This is a genomic window from Streptomyces pristinaespiralis (genome assembly GCF_001278075.1).
In the GTDB taxonomy this organism is placed as follows: domain Bacteria; phylum Actinomycetota; class Actinomycetes; order Streptomycetales; family Streptomycetaceae; genus Streptomyces; species Streptomyces pristinaespiralis.
The window spans coordinates 1946536-1965113 of the sequence record NZ_CP011340.1 but is presented as its reverse complement, the minus strand read 5'-3'; the positions used below and the strand labels follow the sequence as shown (position 1 = coordinate 1965113).

15 protein-coding genes are annotated in these 18578 nt (G+C 69.9%); 11 read left to right on the top strand and 4 right to left on the bottom strand.

All coding sequences use genetic code 11. The annotated features are described in order from the left end of the window. Positions 1 to 37 precede the first annotated feature (37 nt). From SPRI_RS08220 to SPRI_RS08210, 3 genes are all read left to right on the top strand, one after another. Positions 38 to 760, top strand: a complete 723-nt coding sequence (locus SPRI_RS08220; protein ID WP_037773443.1) for a transporter substrate-binding domain-containing protein — start codon at positions 38 to 40, stop codon at positions 758 to 760. A 190-nt stretch (positions 761 to 950) separates the two neighbouring features. Beyond that, positions 951 to 2186, top strand: coding sequence for an SAV2148 family HEPN domain-containing protein (locus tag SPRI_RS08215; RefSeq protein WP_005310307.1), 1236 nt, complete (start codon positions 951 to 953; stop codon positions 2184 to 2186). A gap of 89 nt (positions 2187 to 2275) precedes the next feature. Then, positions 2276 to 2998 (top strand): 3'-5' exonuclease, encoded by a 723-nt coding sequence (locus SPRI_RS08210; RefSeq protein ID WP_037773442.1) that lies wholly within the window; start codon positions 2276 to 2278, stop codon positions 2996 to 2998. Here SPRI_RS08210 and SPRI_RS08205 read toward each other — a convergent pair. Further along, complete coding sequence (locus SPRI_RS08205; RefSeq protein ID WP_005310304.1) at positions 2995 to 3846, bottom strand: phosphotransferase enzyme family protein; 852 nt, start codon at positions 3844 to 3846, stop codon at positions 2995 to 2997. The genes SPRI_RS08210 and SPRI_RS08205 overlap by 4 nt on opposite strands. Positions 3847 to 3992: 146 nt before the next feature. Between SPRI_RS08205 and SPRI_RS08200 the strand changes: the two genes are divergently transcribed. The 3 genes from SPRI_RS08200 to SPRI_RS08190 are packed head-to-tail and all read left to right on the top strand — an operon-like array spanning position 3993 to position 7065. Further along, on the top strand, positions 3993 to 4922 hold the full coding sequence (locus SPRI_RS08200) for a carbohydrate ABC transporter permease (RefSeq protein WP_005310302.1): 930 nt from the start codon (positions 3993 to 3995) through the stop codon (positions 4920 to 4922). Further along, the gene (locus SPRI_RS08195; RefSeq protein ID WP_005310301.1) at positions 4919 to 5761 is read left to right on the top strand and encodes a carbohydrate ABC transporter permease; all 843 of its coding nucleotides are present in this window, start codon (positions 4919 to 4921) and stop codon (positions 5759 to 5761) included. The genes SPRI_RS08200 and SPRI_RS08195 overlap by 4 nt, the downstream gene beginning before the upstream one ends. After that, on the top strand, positions 5761 to 7065 hold the full coding sequence (locus tag SPRI_RS08190; protein ID WP_005310299.1) for an ABC transporter substrate-binding protein: 1305 nt from the start codon (positions 5761 to 5763) through the stop codon (positions 7063 to 7065). The genes SPRI_RS08195 and SPRI_RS08190 overlap by 1 nt, the downstream gene beginning before the upstream one ends. 117 nt (positions 7066 to 7182) lie before the next feature. On the opposite strand, the gene SPRI_RS08185 is transcribed toward SPRI_RS08190, so the two are convergent. Next, the gene (locus tag SPRI_RS08185; protein ID WP_037776134.1) at positions 7183 to 8541 is read right to left on the bottom strand and encodes an endo-1,4-beta-xylanase; all 1359 of its coding nucleotides are present in this window, start codon (positions 8539 to 8541) and stop codon (positions 7183 to 7185) included. 377 nt (positions 8542 to 8918) lie between these two features. Between SPRI_RS08185 and mgt the strand changes: the two genes are divergently transcribed. After that, on the top strand, positions 8919 to 10121 hold the full coding sequence (gene mgt / locus SPRI_RS08180; RefSeq protein WP_005310295.1) for a macrolide-inactivating glycosyltransferase: 1203 nt from the start codon (positions 8919 to 8921) through the stop codon (positions 10119 to 10121). A gap of 176 nt (positions 10122 to 10297) precedes the next feature. On the opposite strand, the gene SPRI_RS08175 is transcribed toward mgt, so the two are convergent. Further along, positions 10298 to 12556 (bottom strand): MMPL family transporter, encoded by a 2259-nt coding sequence (locus SPRI_RS08175; protein ID WP_037773440.1) that lies wholly within the window; start codon positions 12554 to 12556, stop codon positions 10298 to 10300. A gap of 462 nt (positions 12557 to 13018) precedes the next feature. Between SPRI_RS08175 and SPRI_RS08170 the strand changes: the two genes are divergently transcribed. From SPRI_RS08170 to SPRI_RS08155, 4 genes are all read left to right on the top strand, one after another. After that, on the top strand, positions 13019 to 14218 hold the full coding sequence (locus tag SPRI_RS08170) for a S8 family peptidase (protein ID WP_005310291.1): 1200 nt from the start codon (positions 13019 to 13021) through the stop codon (positions 14216 to 14218). A 77-nt stretch (positions 14219 to 14295) separates the two neighbouring features. Continuing rightward, the gene (locus SPRI_RS08165; protein WP_005310287.1) at positions 14296 to 14844 is read left to right on the top strand and encodes a DUF1697 domain-containing protein; all 549 of its coding nucleotides are present in this window, start codon (positions 14296 to 14298) and stop codon (positions 14842 to 14844) included. Positions 14845 to 15277: 433 nt separating this feature from the next. Beyond that, entirely contained in the window at positions 15278 to 17005 is a 1728-nt protein-coding gene (locus SPRI_RS08160) for a multicopper oxidase family protein (protein ID WP_234020348.1), read from the top strand. A 165-nt stretch (positions 17006 to 17170) separates the two neighbouring features. Next, positions 17171 to 17797 (top strand): mycothiol-dependent nitroreductase Rv2466c family protein, encoded by a 627-nt coding sequence (locus SPRI_RS08155; RefSeq protein ID WP_053556820.1) that lies wholly within the window; start codon positions 17171 to 17173, stop codon positions 17795 to 17797. Between the two features lie 40 nt (positions 17798 to 17837). Here SPRI_RS08155 and SPRI_RS08150 read toward each other — a convergent pair whose 3' ends face one another. Further along, on the bottom strand, positions 17838 to 18575 hold the full coding sequence (locus SPRI_RS08150; RefSeq protein WP_053556819.1) for a sirohydrochlorin chelatase: 738 nt from the start codon (positions 18573 to 18575) through the stop codon (positions 17838 to 17840). Between the last annotated feature and the right edge of the window lie 3 nt (positions 18576 to 18578).

Here is an 18578-nt window from a genome sequence, read left to right as displayed (position 1 = left end):
GCGGGGCCCGGTGGGCGGCGGGAATACACTCCGGCCCATGAAGACCGCGACTGCTGCCGTTGTCCAGGACCTCGCGCCGACCGGCGTGCTGCGCGCCTCCATCAATCTGGGGAACCCGGTACTGGCCGGCGGGACGCCCGCCGAGCCCGCCGGAGTCACCGTCGACATCGCGCGCGAGATCGGCGCCCGGCTCGGCGTGCCCGTGGAAATGCTCTGCTTCGACGCGGCCCGGAAGTCGTACGAGGCGATGGCCGCGGGAGACGCCGATCTCTGCTTCCTGGCCGTCGACCCCGCCCGTGAGGCCGAGGTCGCCTTCACGGCACCGTATGTAATCATCGAAGGTGTGTTTGCGGTGCCCGTCGACTCGGAGCTCAGCACGGCCGCCGATGTCGACCGGCCCGGCGTGCGGATCGGGGTGAAGGAGGGGTCCGCCTACGACCTCTTCCTCTCCCGCACCCTCCGGCACGCGAGCGTCGTCCGAGGGAAGGACGGGATCGACACGTTCCGGGAGCAGGGCCTGGAGGCCGGCGCCGGCATCAGGCAGCCCATGACCGAATTCGTCTCCGCCCACCCCGGATACCGGCTGGTCGACGGCAGGTTCATGGAGATCGGGCAGGCGGTCGGCACCACCAGGACCCGCCGGCCGGAGACCGTCCGCCACCTCTGTGAGGTCGTCGAGGAGTTGAAGGCCGGCGGCTTCGTCGCCGAGGCCCTGCGGCGCGCGGGCCGGTCCGAGGACCTGGTCGCCCCGCCCGGATAGGCAGGCGTCTGTGAGGGGCCGGTGAACGTCAACGCTATGAATCCCCTCACTCCGGGAAGCCCGCCCCGAAGGGAACCAGGCGCATTGTTACGTGAGTTGGGGAATCTCCCGACGGATCCGGCTGCACCGTCTCCCGCGGCCGGAGTAGGCTTCCTTGATCGTTCGAGGGGGCAGGGAAGGTGGTGCGTGGGTGAGCTCGGGAGGGCTGGAGCTACCCCCCGGTGACACGGGTCACGAGGGGGGAGACTCCGCCGAGGTCCCGCCAGGAGCGGTCTCGCTCGCGCGGCCGATGGAGATCGGGGCGGAGCTGGACTGGGGCGCGGACGCCTGGAGTGAGGTACGCACACGTGCCCAGCGGGCCGGGCGCGCCTACATCTGGCTGAATCTGGTGGAACAGCGGCTGCGGGCGGTGGTGGCCGCCGTGTTGCGCCCCATCTACGAGCCGGTGCACGGCGACGACTGGGTCGTCGCCGCGGCCGGCCCGGCAGGCCAGGAATGGGTGCAGCGGGCCGTCGCGGTCCGGGAGGTCTCCCGCCGCAAGGGCTATCTGCTGGACCCGGCGGACGACAACGTCCTGTCCTTCCTCACGCTGCCGCAGCTGCGTGAGCTGATGGTCCAGCACTGGCCCTGCTTCGAGCCGTACTTCGACGACCGGCGCGACGTGGAGCTGGCGCTCGACGAGCTCGAGGTCGCCAGGAACGTCGTCTCCCGCAACCGCGCGCTCAACGAGGCGGTGCTCGCCCAGGCCGAGCGCGCCTCGTCCCGGCTGCTGGAGATACTCGGCAACGGCGCCGGGGTCCCCTCCGCGGAGCGGCTGCGCGTCGACGCGGTCGAGGACCTGGTCGGCGACCGGTACGCGGACGTCGTCTCCGTCCACCCCGACCGCGTCAGGCTCCAGCGCCAGCTGCCCGCGGAGGACCTCTTCGGCGGCGCGCGCCGCCTCGACGCGATCGGCATAGGACTGAACCTGCTGGTCCAGAACTTCTCCGGCAGAAGGCTCGTCCGTCTGGCCGAGTCGGGCTGCCGGGTCCGGCTGCTGTTCCTGAACCCGGCGAGCAGCGCCGTCAAGCGCCGTGAGCGCGAACTCGGCCTGAAGAAGGGCGAGCTGAGCCGCACGGTGGAGATGAACATCCTCCACATGCGGCGCGTCCGGTCCCGGCTGCGGGACCCGGGCGCCTTCGAGATCCAGGTCTTCGACGAGACCCCCCGTTTCACCGCCTACCTCGTCGACGGCGACGGGCCGGACGGCCTCGCCGTCGTCCAGTCCTACCTCCGCCGGGCCCGCGGCATGGAGGCCCCGGTGCTGGTGCTGCGAGGCGGCGGGCGTTCGGTCGTGCGTGCCGGACAGGACGCCGAGACCGGGCTCTTCCAGACATATCGCGAGGAGTTCGAGTCGGTCTGGGTTGATTCGCGCCCTGTGTCCTGAGTGCCCCGGCCCGAACCGGCTGTCAGTGGCCCGTGCGAGAGTGGTCGTCAACTGGGGGAAGCACCACGCACCACAGAGAAGGGGGCACCATGTCCTGGCACCGCGAGCTGCTCGTCGGCTTCGATCTGGAGACGACGGGGACCGATCCGCTCGACGCGCGCATCGTCACGGCGGCCGTCGTCGAGCTGCGGGCCGGCGAGCCGGTGCGGAGCCACGGCTGGATGGCCGACCCGGGGATAAGCATTCCGGCGCAGGCGTCCGCGATCCACGGCATCAGCAACGAGCGGGCGTCCGCGGAGGGCCGGCCCGCGCGCGAGGTGGCCGAGGAGATCGCGGACACGCTGACCGCACACTGGCGGCAGGGCGTTCCGGTCGTCGCGTACAACGCCGCCTTCGATCTGACGCTGCTGGCGGCGGAGTTGCAGCGGCACGGCCTGCCCTCGCTCGGTGAGCGGCTGGACGGCCGCCCGATCGGCCCCGTCATCGATCCGTACACGATCGACCGGGCGGTCGACCGCTACCGCAAGGGCAAGCGGACCCTCGAAGCGGTCTGCGTCGAATACGGCGTGCTGCTCGGCAGCGCGCACCACGCCGACGCCGACGCCCGCGCCGCGGTCCTGGTGGCCTGCGCGATAGCCGAGCGGCACGCCTCCGTGGCCTCCCTCACCGTGGCGGAGCTGCACGAGCGGCAGGTGGACTGGTACGCGGAGTGGGCGGTCGGCTTCCAGAGCTTCCTGCGCCGCAAGGGCACCGCCGACGCGGTGGTCGACACCTCCTGGCCGATGCGGGAGCCGGCGCCGGTCGCCGGCTAGAAGGGGAACCAGCGCACCTCGGGGTCGTTGTCGCGCAGGGAGGTCACCCGGCGGCGGAATTCGGCCAGTGCCTTCGGGTTGGCCGGTGCGTGCTGGGCGACCCAGGCGCAGCTGGCCGTCTCACGGGCGCCGCGGAGTACGGCGCAGCCCTCCCACTCCCGCACGTCCCAGCCGTAGGCGCCGGTGAACGCGTCGTACGCCTCGGCGGGCATCCCGTACCGGTCGCGGGACAGGGCCATGACCACCAGATCGTGTTCGCGCAGGTCCGACGAGACGGTTTCGAGGTCCACCAGGACCGGGCCGTCCGGGCCCACAAGGACGTTGCGGGGGAGCGCGTCGCCGTGGATCGGGCCGGGCGTGAGATGCGGGACGAGACCGGCCGCGGCGGCTTCGAAGCCGTCACGGCGCTCCCGGAGATACGCGGCGTCGGCCGGATCGACCGCGTCGCCCGCCAGCCGCAGCCAGCGTTCGACACCGCCGAGCAGCTCCCGGCGCGGCAGCTCGAAGGAAGGGGAGGGGAGCGCGTGGAAGAGGCGCAGCAGCTCCGCGAGGTCGGCCGGCCCCGCCGGCCGTACGGCATCGGGCAGCCGGTGCCACACCGTCACCGGGTGGCCGTCGACCAGCCTCGCCACCGGCTCGGCGGCCCGTACCGCCGGCACCCCGGCACTCTCCAGCCAGCCGGCGACCGCGAGTTCCCGCTCGGCCCGCGGCAGCGTCTCGGCGTCGCGGCCGACCTTCACCACGGTCCGGTCCGCCGCGAACACGGCGTTCTCGCCGAGCGCCAGCAAGGCCGCGTCCGCCGGGAAACCGGCTGCCGTCAGCACCTCGCGTGCCCGTGTCTCGTCCATCGTCCTCTCCCAGCACCGTCGTGAATCCGACAAAGTCTCGCATCCGTGCAGGTCGCCTTGACGAACCGACGGCCCGTCAGCACGATGACGGGGGCCGCCGGGGCGGCCGGACAATCCATGACCAGCCGCCCGAAGGAGTCGAATACGTGATATCGGCGACCGCAACGGCGCGGTCCGGTGGGAAGGCGGCCCGGAGCGCCGGGAGAGCGGTGGACCACGGGGCCTGGTTCCTGGTCCTGCCCGCGCTGATCCCCATCCTGGTGCTGAGCGTGGGACCGCTGCTCTACGGCATCTCGCTGGCCTTCACCGACGCACAGGCCGGGCGCACCGAACCGACCGAGTGGATCGGCACGCTCAACTTCCGGGACCTGCTCCACGACACTCTCTTCTGGGAGTCGTTCAGGATCGGCCTGCTGTGGGCGGTCGGGGTGACCGTCCCGCAGTTCCTGCTCGCGCTCGGGCTCGCGCTGCTGCTCGACCAGCGGCTGCGGCTGCGCTGGCTCGCCCGGGCGCTGGCGATCGTCCCCTGGGCGATGCCCGAGGTCGTGGTCGGCATCATGTGGCGGCTCGTCTACAACCCCGACGCGGGCATCCTCAACGAGACCCTGCGGGACCTGGGCCTGGGCGGTGGGCACGACTGGCTCACCGGCCTCGCCACCGCCCTGCCGGCGGTGATCGTCGTGGGGATCTGGGCCGGCATGCCGCAGACCACCGTCGCGCTGCTCGCCGGACTGCAGAACACCCCGCACGAACTGCACGAGGCGGCCGCGCTCGACGGCGCGGGTGCCTGGCGCCGGTTCCGCACCGTCACCTGGCCGGCGATCAGACCGGTCGCGCTCGCCGTCACCGCCCTGAACTTCATCTGGAATTTCAACGCCTTCGCGCTGGTGTACGTGCTCACGAGCGGAGGGCCGGGCGGCCGGACCCGCCTTCCCATGCTGTTCGCCTACGAACAGGCCTTCCGCTACGGCCAGTTCGGGTACGCGGCGGCGATGGGCTGCGTCATGGTCGCGCTCATCTCGGTGATGCTCGCCTTCTACCTGGTGGGACGGCTCAAGGGAGGCGAGGAATCATGACGGCTCCGCGCACCGGCAGGGCGGGTCGCGCCGGGCAGTACGCCGCGCTCCTCTGCTATCTGGTCTTCCTCGCGTTCCCGTTCCTGTGGCTGATCTCCACGGCGTTCAAGCCGCCGCGTGAGCTCGGGTCGCTGCACCCCACGTGGATCCCGGTGAACCCGACCCTGGAGAACTTCCGGCAGGCCTTCGACGAGCAGCCGCTGCTCCAGGCCGCCGGCAACAGCCTGATCGCGGCCCTCGCCGCCGCACTGATCGCCGTGGTGATCGCGACCCCCATGGCCTGGACGATGGCCCGCCGGCGCAGCAGGCTCACGACGGCGGCGACGGGCTGGGTCGTGGTCAGCCAGGCCTTCCCGTTCGTCCTCGTGATCATTCCGCTCTTCCTGGTCCTGAAGAATCTCCAGCTGATCAACACCCTGTCCGGCCTGATCATGGTGTACGTCGTCTGGTCGCTGCCGTTCGCGCTGTGGATGCTCGTCGGCTATGTACGGGCGGTGCCGAGCGAGTTGGAGGAGGCCGCGGCGGTCGACGGCGCGGGCCGGCTCCGTACGCTGGTGTCGGTCACCGCGCCGCTGCTGGCGCCGGGCATCGTCGCCACCGCGCTGTTCGCCTTCATCACCGCCTGGAACGAGTTCTTCTTCGCGCTCGTCCTGCTCAAGACACCGGAGAAGCAGACCCTGCCGGTCGTGCTGACCCACTTCCTCGGCGCGGAGGGCGTCGCCGACCTGGGGCCGCTCGCCGCGGCCGCCTTCCTCGCGACGATCCCCTCGCTCGTCATCTTCGCGATCATCCAGAAACGGATCACGGGCGGCATGCTGGCCGGGGCGGTGAAGAGCTGATGCGTACACAGGGACCACGAGGCCGGCTGCTCGCGGCCGCCGCCGCGCTCGCTCTGCTGATGACGGGCTGCTCGGACGGCCCGGACCGCGACGACGGCACGATCAGGCTCCGCTTCCAGTCCCTGGCCTGGCAGAAGGAGTCCGTCGACGCCAACAAGGAACTGGTGAAGGAGTGGAACGCCACCCACCCGGACGTCCAGGTCGAGTACGTCCAGGGCAGCTGGGACAGTGTCCACGACCAGCTGCTCACCTCCTTCGAGGGCGGTGAGGCGCCCGACATCATCCATGACGCCTCCGACGACCTCGCCGACTTCGCCTACGGCGGCTATCTCGCGGACCTGACCGAGCTGCTTCCCGAGCGCCTGAGGTCCGACATCCCGCGGCAGAGCTGGGAGACGACGACATTCGGCGACGGCGTGTACGGCGTCCCGTTCCTCCAGGAGCCACGGGTGCTGATCGCCAACGCCGGGATACTCGAATCGTCCGGGATCCGGATCCCCACGGCAGAGAAGCCGTGGAGCTGGGAGGAATTCCGTCAGATCACCAAGGACCTGACGAAGGGGATGGGCAAGGGGAAGTACGCCGTCGCCTGGCCGCTGAAGGAGCCCGTGTCCGTCACGCTCAACCTGGGCCTGTCCGCGGGCGGCAAGCTGTTCCACCGGGGGCAGGACGGCAAGGTCACCATCGACTTCGGGGACGGCGACGGTGTGGTGCCCGGCACCATCCACGACCAGGTCAACGTCGACGGGAGCGCCTCACGCGGCACCCTGGGCGTGGGCGGCTCCGACGCCCTGCCAGGCTTGTTCGGCGGCAAGTACGCGATGGTGCCGCTGGGCTTCTCGTACCGGCAGCAGATCGCCCAGCAGGCGCCGGAAGGCTTCCGGTGGACGGTCCTGCCCGCGCCCGCCGGTCCGGACGGGCCCGCGCAGGGAGTCAGCCCGCAGACGCTCTCCGTCTCGCAGGACAGCGCGCACAAGGAGGAGGCGGCGCAGTTCATCGACTTCATGCTGCGCCCGCAGAACATGGTCCGGCTGGCCAAGGGCGACTGGATGCTGCCGACGGGCACACAGGCCCTCGAGGATCCGGCCCTGCACACCGAGAAGGACGGCTGGGCGACGGGCGCGGACCTGGCGCGGCACCTGCGGCCGGCCCCGGCCCAGTCGGTGCGCGGCTACCCGGAGTGGAAGGACAAGGTGGCGACGCCCGCGTACCAGGAGTACTACAGCGGAGCGATCGACGAGAAGGAGCTGAGGGAACGGCTGGTGGAGGACGGGAATCTGGTGCTGGCCCGGTATCAGCGCTGACGCGTCGCGGCCCGGACGGCGGTCCGGCATGCGGCTCGGCCGGGGACGGAGCCGCATGCGGAACGGCGCGGCGACCGGTAGGTGGTCGCCGCGCCGCTCGGGGTCGGTGCCGGTGGGTCAGGAGGCGGTGCAGGCGCCCAGGGTGGGTGCGTTCCAGTTGCCGTTGGTCATGACGGTGAAGCCGAAGCTCGTGGAGCTGCCGGCCGCCAGGCTGCCGTTGCCGTTCGGCCTCATGGTCATCACGTTGCCGCTGCTGTCCCAGGTCGGGGTGCCGTTCCAGGTGGTCACGATGTCCTGGGCGGAGGCGACGGTCACGTTCACGGACCAGCTGGTGATCGGCGAGCTTCCGGCGGTCACCGTGACCTGACCGTTGAAGCGGTCGCCCCAGGCGGCTGTCTGCCGGTAGGAGACCGAGCAGGTGGCTCCACCGGGAGTGCCGGGATCGGGAGTGCCCCCGGAGCCGCCGAGCGCGGCCAGCACCGAGTGGTACGCGGGCTTCTTGTTGTAGTTGCCGTCGAAGAGCAGCGGGGTGCCGCTCGCGCGCCACGAGTACTTGTCGGTGATGCCCCACACCGTGATGCCGGTGCAGCGGGTGACGGCCAGACAGGCGTTGACCGCGCGGCTGTAGCTGTCGGCCTGCGACGAACCGGACCCCTCGATGTCCAGCTCGGTTATCTGCACGTCGACACCGAGGTCGGCGAAGCGCTTGAGGTTGGCCTGGTAGTCACCGGGCACCGGGGAGGCGCTGTTGAAGTGGGACTGGAAGCCGACACAGTCGATCGGGACGCCGCGCTGCTTGAAGTCCTTGACCATGTTGTAGACGGCATTGCTCTTCGCGTTCTGGCCGTCGGTGTTGTAGTCGTTGTAGCAGAGCTTCGCCGCGGGGTCGGCGGCGCGGGCCGTGCGGAACGCCTCCTCGATGAAGCCGTTGCCCAGCTTGTCCTGGAAGGGCGAGCTGCGCCGGGCGCCGCTGCTGCCGTCCTGGAACGCCTCGTTGACCACGTCCCAGGAGTGGATCTTGCCGCGGTAGTGCTGCATCACCTGGGTGATGTGGTTGTTCATCGCGGAACGCAGCTCGGTCGCGTTCAGCGAGCCCACCCAGCTGGGCAGCTGGGAGTGCCAGACCAGCGTGTGGCCGCGCACCTTCATGTTGCGGCTCTGCGCGTGGCTGACGATCTGGTCGGCGGGGCCGTAGCTGAACGAGTTGCGGGACTTCTCCAGGGCGTCCCATTTCATTTCGTTCTCCGGCGTCACCGAGTTGAACTCGGTGTTCAGGGTGGAGACGTAGGGCGACTCACCCAGGTGGTTCGCGGCCACGGCCGTGCCGAAGTACCGGCCCTTCTCCGCCGCGGAGGCGCCGAGTGTGCTCGCGGCGTACGCGGTGCCCTCCATGGCGACGATGCCGGCGGCTGCCATGACGGCCGCCGCTCCCATCACAAGTGCCGTACGGGCACGTCGGCGTGCGGATCTGCTGATCACTGCGACCTCTTCTGCCAGAGACCGGGCGGGGAACGGGAATGCCGCCCGGGCAGGGTGGATGGACCTGTCGTGGTGCCTTACGTCCGCCTTGAGGCTCTGATTCCGCCTCGGCGGGAGGTGCGATCGCTGGTGAGTATGCGAGCGTCCTGATGTGCCGTCAACAGAAAATTTCTCGAAACTTATCGAAACATTCAACTGGCTCGAATTGTTTGGTATGGCCCCTGAAGTGCATTGATGCTGGCCATTGCAGAGAAGAAGGTATACAGGGGTGGCCGGATGGCATGCATTCCGGCCGGGTGACGGATTGCCTCTCCGAATGTTTCGGAGGGAAATTCAGCTTGCACGAGACGTATCGTCTCGCCTAGGGTGGCCGCATGACCGAACCCCAGCCTGCTCACATCGCCATGTTCTCCATCGCGGCCCCCGGGCATGTGAACCCGAGCCTGGAAGTGATCCGGGAGCTCGTCGCCCGCGGCCATCGCGTCAGCTACGCGATCCCCGCGTCATACGCCGACCGGATCGCCGAAACCGGGGCGCGGCCCGTCGTCTACCGGTCCACCCTCCCCACCGAGGACGAACCCGAGGCCTGGGGCACCGAACTGATCGACAACATCGAGCCCTTCCTGAACGACGCCATCCAGGTGCTGCCGCAGCTCGCCGAGGCGTTCGAGGGGGACGAGCCGGATCTCGTCATCCACGACATCACCTCCTACCCGGCGATCGTCCTCGCCCACCGCTGGGGCGTGCCCGCCGTCTCCCTCTCGCCCAACCTCGTCGCCTGGGAGGGGTACGAGGAGGAGGTCTCCGAACCGATGACCGCCGAACTCAAGGCGTCCGAGCGCGGAAAGGCGTACTACGCGCGCTTCACCGACTGGCTGGCGGAGAACGGGATCACCACGCACCCCGACCCGTTCGTCGGCCGCCCGCGCCGCAGCATCGTCCTCATCCCCCGGGTGCTCCAGCCGCACGCCGACCGCGTGGACGAGTCGGTGTACTCGTTCGTCGGCGCGTGCCAGGGCGAACGGGCGAGCCAGGGGGAGTGGAAGCGCCCGGCGGACGCGGAGAAGGTCCTCCTCGTCTCCCTCGGCTCGGCCTTCACCAACCAGCCCGGCTTCTACCGCGAGTGCGTGAAGGCCTTCGGGGACCTGCCCGGCTGGCACATGGTCCTCCAGATCGGCCGGTACGTGGACGAGTCCGAACTCGGCGAGGTGCCGGCCAACGTGGAAGTCCACTCCTGGGTACCGCAGTTGTCGGTCCTGCGGCAGGCGGACGCGTTCATCACCCACGCCGGCGCGGGCGGCAGCCAGGAGGGACTGGCCACGGGCACCCCCATGGTGGCCGTGCCGCAGGCGGTCGACCAGTTCGGCAACGCCGACATGCTGGTGGGACTGGGGGTGGCACGTCGCGTCGCGACGGAGGCGTCCGCGGAGGAACTGCGCGAGGCGGTGCTGTCGCTCGCCTCCGACCCCGAGGTCGCGACACGACTCGCGTCGATCCGGGACGGGATGGCGGCGGAGGGCGGCACCCGACGTGCGGCGGACCTGATCGAGGCGGAACTGGGCGGCGCGGCACGGTAGCCGCCGCGCGGCGCGAGTTCACCAACGCCGCCCGGCCGTCGGCGGAGTTCAGGGGGCCGGAGCGGGCCCCGCCGCCCGGGCGGCGGGCGGGCGGCGGGGGCTCCTCGCGCCGCGCCGTCAGGCGTGGAGGAGGAGCCCCCGGTGTCGGGAAGGGCGTCGCCCGTGCCCACATGCCCTCAGACGCGGACCGGGTCCACCCCCCGGGCGTCGTCCGCCCGGGTCGGTTCCGGTGCGTGCGGCTCGTCGTGGGTCATGTCCGGGAGGCGGTCGAGCCACTTCGGGAAGTACCAGTTCCGCTCACCCAGCAGTGCCATGACCGCGGGCAGCAGCACCCCGCGGATGACCGTCGCGTCGATCAGCACCGCCGCCGCGAGGCCGACGCCCATCTGCTTCATCGACTGCATCGACAGCGTTCCGAAGATCGCGAACACCGCGACCATGATGACCGCCGCGCTCGTCACCACCCCCGCCGTCGTCACCACGCCGTGCGTGATCGCCTCGCGGGTGTCGCGGCCCTGGGCCCTCGCCTCGCGGATACGTGACACCACGAACACGTGGTAGTCCATCGAGAGCCCGAAGAGGATCACGAACAGGAACAGCGGAAGCCACGCGATGATCGCGCCGACGCCTTCCGCGCCGACCAGTGACGCGCCCCAGCCGTGCTGGAAGACGGCGGTCAGGATGCCGTACGCGGCGCCCACCGACAGCAGGTTGAGGACGATCGCGGTGACAGCGATGGTCAGGGAGCGGAACGACAGCAGCATCAGGACGAAGGCGAACAGGACGACGAAGGCGAACACGGGCACGACCGCCCCGGTCAGCTGGTCGTTGAAGTCCTTCGAGCCGGCGACCTGGCCGGTGATCGGCGCCTCGACCCCGTCGACCTTGCCCAGGGTCGCGGGCCGCACCTGGTCCCGCAGTATCTCGAGGCTCTTCTCCGCCCGGTCCTGGTCGGATCCGCCGACCAGGGGGACGGACACGAAGGCGACGTTCTGCGCCTTGTGGGTGACGACCTCCACCGGTCCCTCGGACGCCCCGGAGCTGACCGCCCGCTCGCGGAAGCCGGCGATGGCCTGCCGTACCTGTACGGAGTCGATGTCGTCCGCCTTGACGACGACCTGCGCCGGGTCGGCGCCGCCGGGGAACGCCTCGTTGATCCGCTCGTACGTCGCCACGATCGGCACCGAGTCGCCGAACTCCTGGTCCAGGGTGAAGTTCTGCGTCTTCATCCCGAGGGCGGGCAGCGCGATCGCGACCAGCGCGCCGGCGGCGACGAGCAGGGACACCAGCGGCCGCTTGAGCACACCGCCGAGCACCCGGGTCCACACCCGGCTCTCACCGCTGTGCGCACCGGCGGCCCGCTTCCGGCGGCCGAGGAAGGGCAGCCGGCCCTTCTCCACCCGCTCGCCGAGCAGGGACAGCAACGCGGGCAGTACGGTGACCGATCCGACCATTGCCACCGCCACCACGGTCAGCGAGGCGAGTCCCATCGACTTGAACTCCCCGATGCCGGTGAAGAGCATGCCCGCCATGGCGACGCACACCGTCACACCCGAGACGACGACGGCCCGGCCGCTGGTCGCAGCCGCGATCATGATGGCGGTGCGGCCGTCGCGGCCGGCGGCCCGCTCCTCGCGTTCGCGCCGCAGGTAGAACAGGCAGTAGTCGACGCCGACGGCGAGACCGACGAGCAGCATCACGGAGCTTGCCGTCTCGCTCATCGGCATCACATGGCTGACGACGCCCATCAGGCCCATCGTCGCCATGATCGCGGTGATGGCGAGCAGCACCGGCAGCAGTGCGGCGACCAGCGCCCCGAAGGCGATCAGCAGGATGCCCAGCGCGACGGGCACGGCGGAGAACTCGGCCCGCCGGAAGTCGTCGCCGAACGCCTCGTCGAACGTCTTGCCCATGCTGGCGCCGCCCAATTCCTCGACCCGAAGGTCCGGGTGCCGGTCCTGGACGTCAGCGACTGCCTTCAGTACGGGGTCGATCCGCTCGCTCGCGGTCCCGGGGTCGCCGCGCACGTCGAACTGCACGAGGGCGCTGCGACCGTCCCGCGAGATGCTCTTCGTCTCGTAGGGCGATGTCACGGCGGTGACCTCGCGCGTTCCCTCGACGGCGCGCACGACGTCGTCGACGGCCTTGCGGAAGGCAGGGTCGTCCGCCTTGGTGGACCCGTCCTTCGCCTGAATGAGCACGCTCTCCGAGGCGGGCTCCTCGATGCCGGCCCGCTCGGTGATGCGTGCCGCCTGCGTGGTCTCGCCGGACAGTTGCTCACTGTCCTTCAGTTCGACGGTGCCCGCGGCCGAGCCCGCCACCATGGCGAGCAGCACGAACAGTACCCAGATCCCCACGGCGGCCCAGCGGTGCTGGGCGCTCCAGCCGCCCGCCCGCGCGGCGATACCGCGCGGACCACTTCCTGCTCTCCCCATGACAGGCATGTCCCCTCGTTCTGCGAGTGCGTTCGTCGGTGAATGTGTGAGCGAATGTGTGAATGGCGTGCGGGAATGCCCATATCCGTGATCCGCGCGTGAGGCAGCTGTGTGCGGAATCTGCGCAAAGGCCCTCTGCCCACTTCGAAGCTAGGGGCGTGTTCAGGTCGTCTCGTCCTGCCGGACGGTGACTTGGGGAGGGTGCCTTCTCCTTCTCCGGGACGGTGCGCATCCCTGACGGGACCGATGGAAGCCCCTTACATCTAAGGGAGTTCGAAGGTCCGGTCCGACTTGGGACGGCATGGCCGATTTCTTATTACGAAACCTTGTTGACTGAGTCACAGCTGCATGAAGGCCTTGATCTGGGCGCGTCAATCGGTCAGGGTTTCGAACCAGCCCCCGGAGATCTTCCGTCCGCGGGGCGATCCCCCCACAAAATTGATGACGAGGAGACCCCTCTTCATGGCAACTCACAAGCGCGCGAGCAGGATCAAGCTCACCGCCGCCATAACCGCCGTGGCCGCCGCAGCAGGTGTCACGCTTCTCAACACGTCCTTCGCCGGAGCGGCCGCTCCGGCCGAAGGCAAGATCTACGGTGCGAACGCCGAAGGCGCCGTCGCCGGCAGCTACATCGTCATGCTGGACGAGAAGGCCGACAAGAAGGGCCTGGCGAAGGAGTACGGCGGCGAGCTGCAGCGCAACTACAGCTCCGCCATCAACGGCTTCTCCGCCAGCGGTCTGACCGAGACGGAGGCCAAGCGCCTCGCCGCCGACCCGGCCGTCGCCAAGGTCGTCCAGAACAAGAAGTTCACGATCAACGCAACGCAGGACAACCCGCCGTCCTGGGGTCTCGACCGGGTCGACCAGGCCGACACGGCCGGCGACAGCAAGTACAACTACCCGGACAGCGCCGGTGAAGGCGTGACCGCGTACGTCATCGACACCGGAGTCCGCATCTCCCACAAGGACTTCGAGGGCCGCGCCACCCACGGCTTCGACGCCGTGGACAACGACGACTCCGCCGACGACGGCAACGGCCACGGCACGCACGTGGCGGGCACCATCGCCGGCGCGGCGCACGGTGTCGCCAAGAAGGCGAAGATCGTGGCCGTCCGGGTGCTCGACGACAACGGCTCCGGCACCACCGAGCAGGTCGTCGCCGGCATCGACTGGGTCACCCAGAACCACCAGGGCCCGTCCGTCGCCAACATGAGCCTCGGCGGCGGCGCCGACGAGGCCCTCGACGAGGCGGTCCGCAAGGCCATCGCCGCCGGTGTCACCTTCGGCGTCGCGGCCGGCAACGAGTCCTCCGACGCGGCCCAGGGCTCCCCGTCGCGCGTGAAGGAGGCCATCACGGTCGCCTCCTCCACCAAGGAGGACGCCCAGTCGGACTTCTCCAACTTCGGTGAGATCGTCGACATCTACGCCCCCGGCTCCGACATCACCTCGTCGTGGAACGACAGCGACGAGGGCACCAAGACCATCTCCGGCACGTCGATGGCGACCCCCCACGTCGTCGGCGCCGCGGCGGTCTACCTCGCGGGCCACCAGGACGCCACCCCGGAGCAGGTCGCCACGGCCCTCACCGAGGGCGCCACGGCGGACAAGATCACCAACCCGAGCACGGGCACGCCCAACAAGCTGCTGAAGGTCGTCGAGTGACCGACGGCCCACGCCGCTGAACCGGCGGTCGCCGTGCCCTCCCCCACGGGGCACGGCGACCGCTCTATCGTTCGGATATGACGAAGAGGTACGCGGCACTCCTCCGCGGGATCAACGTGGGCGCGGGCAAGCAGGTCCCGATGGCACGACTCCGCGGCCTGATCGGCGACTTGGGCCACGGCGATGTCGCGACCTACCTGCAGAGCGGCAACGCCGTCTTCAGCAGTGAGGAGAAGGACGAGGACGCACTCGCCGCCGGTCTCGAGCGGGCGATCGAGGAGACGTTCGGCTTCCATGTCGACGTCCTGGTGCGCGACGGGGAGTATCTGAAGGCCGTCGCCGACGCCTGCCCCTTCCCCGCGGCCTCGCTCCAGGGCAAGCAGCTGCACGTCACGTACTTCTCCGAGCGGGTCACGCCCGAACGGTTCGCGCCCGTCGACGCCGCGGCCTTCCTGCCCGAGGAGTTCCGGCTGGGCGACCGCGCCCTTTATCTGTACGCGCCGGAAGGCCTCGGCCGCTCCAAGCTCGCGGCGGCGCTCGCGAGACCCGGGCTGCTCAAGGGCGTCGTCGCCACCAGCCGCAACTGGAACACCGTCGTCAAACTCGTGGAGATGACCCGCGACTGACGGTGTGCCCGGGCCTCGCGCCACGAATGCCGCGTCGAGCGCGCGCTTCCTCGGTCCCTGACGTCGAACCTGATCGGTCCAGTGCATCGGCGGTCCGCTGGAGGTGCTTACGGACGCTGCGACGCAGTACGGCTCAACGAGTGTCTTTTCCCGTACCGGACGGGTGTTCCGCGGCCACGTACCGGACCAGCCCTGTATCCCTTGAGCGTATCCAAGGCGATCGGAAGGCTGGGAGACCATGGTCGGGCGACGAGAATTCCTCATGGCCGGTGCCGTGGGAGGTGCGGCCATGCTTTCCACGGGGTGTTCCGTGAGCACAGGCGGCACGCCGACGGGTAATGCGACAGGCGCGGGTCACGGTCACGGGGCAGGGTCTGACGACATCCCCCGAACGCCTCCGCTGGAGAAGTACGTCGATCCGCTGCCCAGACCCGTGACAGCCGTGCCGGATCCTTCCGTCTATCCGGGCGCCGACTACTACGACGTCACCATGCGGAAGGGCACGTGGCGCTTCCACCGGGATCTGGGGCCGGCGACCGTGTGGGGTTACTGGGCCAAGCACCCGCACGATCCTCACAAGGCGATCGGCATGGGCTATCTCGGGCCGACCATCAGCGTGACGAAGGACCGTCCCACGGTCGTCAAGTGGCGGAACGAGCTGCCGACCACCCACATGTTCCAGTCCGTGGTCGACGGCATTCGCGGCGGCGACCCCCAGCTCACCCCTGTCGCTCCGCCTCCCTACAAGAGCGAACCTCCCTTTCCCAAGAACGTCAACGTGTGGAATGTCGTCCATCAGCACGGCGGTTTCACAGCACCACAGTCCGACGGCGCGCCGCTGCATTCGTTCAGCCCCGACGGTGTCCATGCCGAGTCCTACACCACCCTGGAACCGGGCAAGGTCGAACCGAACGAAGCGATCTGCGCCTATACCAACCGCGAACTCTCGTCCATGCTCTGGTATCACGACCACGGCATGGGAATGACCAGCCTCAACGTCTACGCCGGTCTCGCCGGTCTCTATCTCGTCCGTGATCCCGCCGACGAGCGGCTGGGGCTGCCGCAAGGCGAATACGAGGTCCCCCTCGTCCTGCAGGACCGGACCTTCCACAAGGACGGCTCGCTCGCCTACACCATGACCCAGCAGGAAGGCGAGGACACACCGGTCGTCAACGGGAAGGCGTATCCATTCCTGGCCGTCGAGCCACGGCGTTACCGGCTGCGCATTCTCAACGCTTCGAACGAGCGATTCTGGCGGCTCAGGTTCGACGTTCCGAGGGACGTACTGCCGCAGCCCACGCTTCCGTTCTGGCTGATCGGCACCGACGGCGGCTTCCGCGCTCCGTTGCGCATGCTGAACTTCCTGATCGGGTCGGCCGAGCGCTACGACCTGATCGTCGACTTCAGCCGGATGCCCATGGGCACGAACGTCACGTTGACGAACTACAACGCGCCGGTCCACTACCCCGGCGGCGGCGGACCGGAGATCTCGGAGATCATGCAGTTCCGGGTCACCGAGCCGTTGTCCGCGGGCGGGGACAGGACGACGCCGCCCGAGAAGCTGAAGCTGCCCGAAGTAGCGCCCATCGAGCCGGAACCGGGCATCCGCAGGCGGGAATGGGTCCTGTACCAGCACGAGCTCTTCGGCACCATGACGTTCAACGCGGTGCCGTTCATGGAGCCGTCCCAGGACTTCATCAAGGCGGGCTCGACCGAGATCTGGGAGTACATCAACCCCAACCACGACGCCCACCCGATGCATGTGCACCTCATCAACTTCCAGGTGCTGAACAGGCAGCCGATCGACGCGGCCGGCTACCAGGCGGATTACGAGAAGTGGCTCGACGGTGGCCGCAGACCGGAGGACCGGCCGGTGTTGGCGAACTATCTCACCGGCCCACCGATTCCGCCGGACCCGGACGAAGCACGGTCCTACAAGGACACCGTCAAGTCCTATCCGGAGACGGTGACCAGGATCATCACCCAGGAGTTCAGCCCGCCGACGGGCACGATCGCGTCCATTCCGGGCAGCGGCACCACATTGCCGGCGACGTACATCCACCACTGCCACATCCTCGAGCACGAGGACGACGACCTGATGCGTCCGTGGACGATCGTCGGCACCGACGGCGACCACGAGGGCGACGGCCACGGCAAATGACGGGACCGGTCGGCCCGCGCATGCCGGTCCGTGAGCCACGGGTCCGGGCCGGGCGCCGCCGGACGAGGCTCCGGCCACCCGGCGGCGCGGCGGCGGAAGTGGCCCGGCCCGAAGGGGCGTGAATGGACCAGAAGCGCCTGCCGTCCGGTGGCTAGGGTCCTGATCATGACCGCTTCCGACACCGACGGCGGGACCGTCGTGGACTTCTACTTCGACCCCGCCTGCCCCTTCGCCTGGATCACCTCACGATGGATGCTGGAGGTCGAACGCGAGCGTGATCTCGACCTCCGCTTCCGGGTGATGAGCCTCTACCTCCACAACCTCGGCAACGAACTCCCCGACTGGTACCGCGCCTTGGTCGACAGGTCGATCGGACCCGTGAGGGTCGCCGCGGCCGCGGCCGCCGCGCACGGCGACGAGGTGCTGCGCGACCTCTACACCGAATTCGGCACGCGGATCCACCAAGGGAAGAACGAGGACTTCGACGAGGTGGTCGGGCAGTCCCTGGCCGCGCTCGGACTGCCCGCCGAACTGGCCGCCGCGGCCCATGACCCCTCGTACGACGACGCCGTGCGCCGCAGCCACGAGCAGGGGCACGATCCGGCGGCCGACGGCTATGTCGGTACCCCCACCATCCATGTGGACGGCGCCGTCTGGTTCGGCCCGGTGCTGAGCTCGATACCGCGCGGCGAGGACGCGGTGCGCCTCTTCGACAGCTTCCGCGTCCTCGCGAACCACCCGGACCTGTACGAACTCAAGCGCGCCCGCACCGGACGCCTGGTCTTCGACTGAGCAGCGCCGGCGCTCTCTGGCCGGGCCCGCACAGCGGCCGTCAGGCCGTGGCCGCCAGCAGACGCTTCGCCGCCGCCTCGTCGTAGCGGCGCAGCAGCAACCGCGCCAGCTCCGGCGACGCGCCCAGGACGTCCGCCACCACGTCCGCCTCACCGGCGCCCGCCGCGATGCGGTCGGGCAGCCGGCCCGGGGCGATCACGTACGGGGCCACGGCCACACGCGCGCAGCCGTCCGCCCGCAGCGCGCGGACCGCGTCCTCGGTGCGGGGAAGGGATGCGGAGGCGAACGCAGGCCGCACGGCGCACCAACCGGTGTGCCGCAGCTCCCGCGCTGTCTGAGCGATCACTGCGATCGCCTCCGGGTCTGTGGAGCCCGCGGCGGCCAGCACCAGGCCCGTCGAGCTCATGTCGGCGGGCGTGAGGCCCGCCTCGTACAACCGTCGCCGGACGGCGTCGAGCAGCAGCGGCGACGGCCCGAGGACCTCGGCCCGGCGGATCCGCAGCGCCGCCGGCGCCCGGCGCAGGACCGCCGGGATGTCGGCCTTGGCGTGGAAGGCGCGGGTCAGCAGCAGCGGCAGCGCCACCACGTCACGGACCCCCTCGGCGGCCAGCCGGTCCAGGACCTGTGGCACCGCCGGGGCGTTGAAGTCGAGGAACGCGGTCTCCACCCGCAGCCCCGGCCGCAGCGAGGACACCCGCCGGGTCAGCGCGTGGACGGTCGCCGCGTGCCGCGGGTCGCGGCTGCCGTGTGCCACGACAAGGAGGACGGAGTTGTTCATCGG

What these genes read in the sequence shown, in the direction of transcription:
- SPRI_RS08170 (WP_005310291.1), top strand. Translation starts at nt 13,019, where the DNA reads ATGGCAACTCACAAGCGCGCGAGCAGGATCAAGCTCACCGCCGCCATA.
- SPRI_RS08195 (WP_005310301.1), top strand. Translation starts at nt 4,919, where the DNA reads ATGACGGCTCCGCGCACCGGCAGGGCGGGTCGCGCCGGGCAGTACGCC.
- SPRI_RS08150 (WP_053556819.1), bottom strand. Translation starts at nt 18,575, where the DNA reads ATGAACAACTCCGTCCTCCTTGTCGTGGCACACGGCAGCCGCGACCCG.
- SPRI_RS08165 (WP_005310287.1), top strand. Translation starts at nt 14,296, where the DNA reads ATGACGAAGAGGTACGCGGCACTCCTCCGCGGGATCAACGTGGGCGCG.
- SPRI_RS08155 (WP_053556820.1), top strand. Translation starts at nt 17,171, where the DNA reads ATGACCGCTTCCGACACCGACGGCGGGACCGTCGTGGACTTCTACTTC.
- SPRI_RS08205 (WP_005310304.1), bottom strand. Translation starts at nt 3,846, where the DNA reads ATGGACGAGACACGGGCACGCGAGGTGCTGACGGCAGCCGGTTTCCCG.
- SPRI_RS08190 (WP_005310299.1), top strand. Translation starts at nt 5,761, where the DNA reads ATGCGTACACAGGGACCACGAGGCCGGCTGCTCGCGGCCGCCGCCGCG.
- SPRI_RS08210 (WP_037773442.1), top strand. Translation starts at nt 2,276, where the DNA reads ATGTCCTGGCACCGCGAGCTGCTCGTCGGCTTCGATCTGGAGACGACG.
- mgt (WP_005310295.1), top strand. Translation starts at nt 8,919, where the DNA reads ATGACCGAACCCCAGCCTGCTCACATCGCCATGTTCTCCATCGCGGCC.
- SPRI_RS08220 (WP_037773443.1), top strand. Translation starts at nt 38, where the DNA reads ATGAAGACCGCGACTGCTGCCGTTGTCCAGGACCTCGCGCCGACCGGC.
- SPRI_RS08175 (WP_037773440.1), bottom strand. Translation starts at nt 12,556, where the DNA reads ATGGGGAGAGCAGGAAGTGGTCCGCGCGGTATCGCCGCGCGGGCGGGC.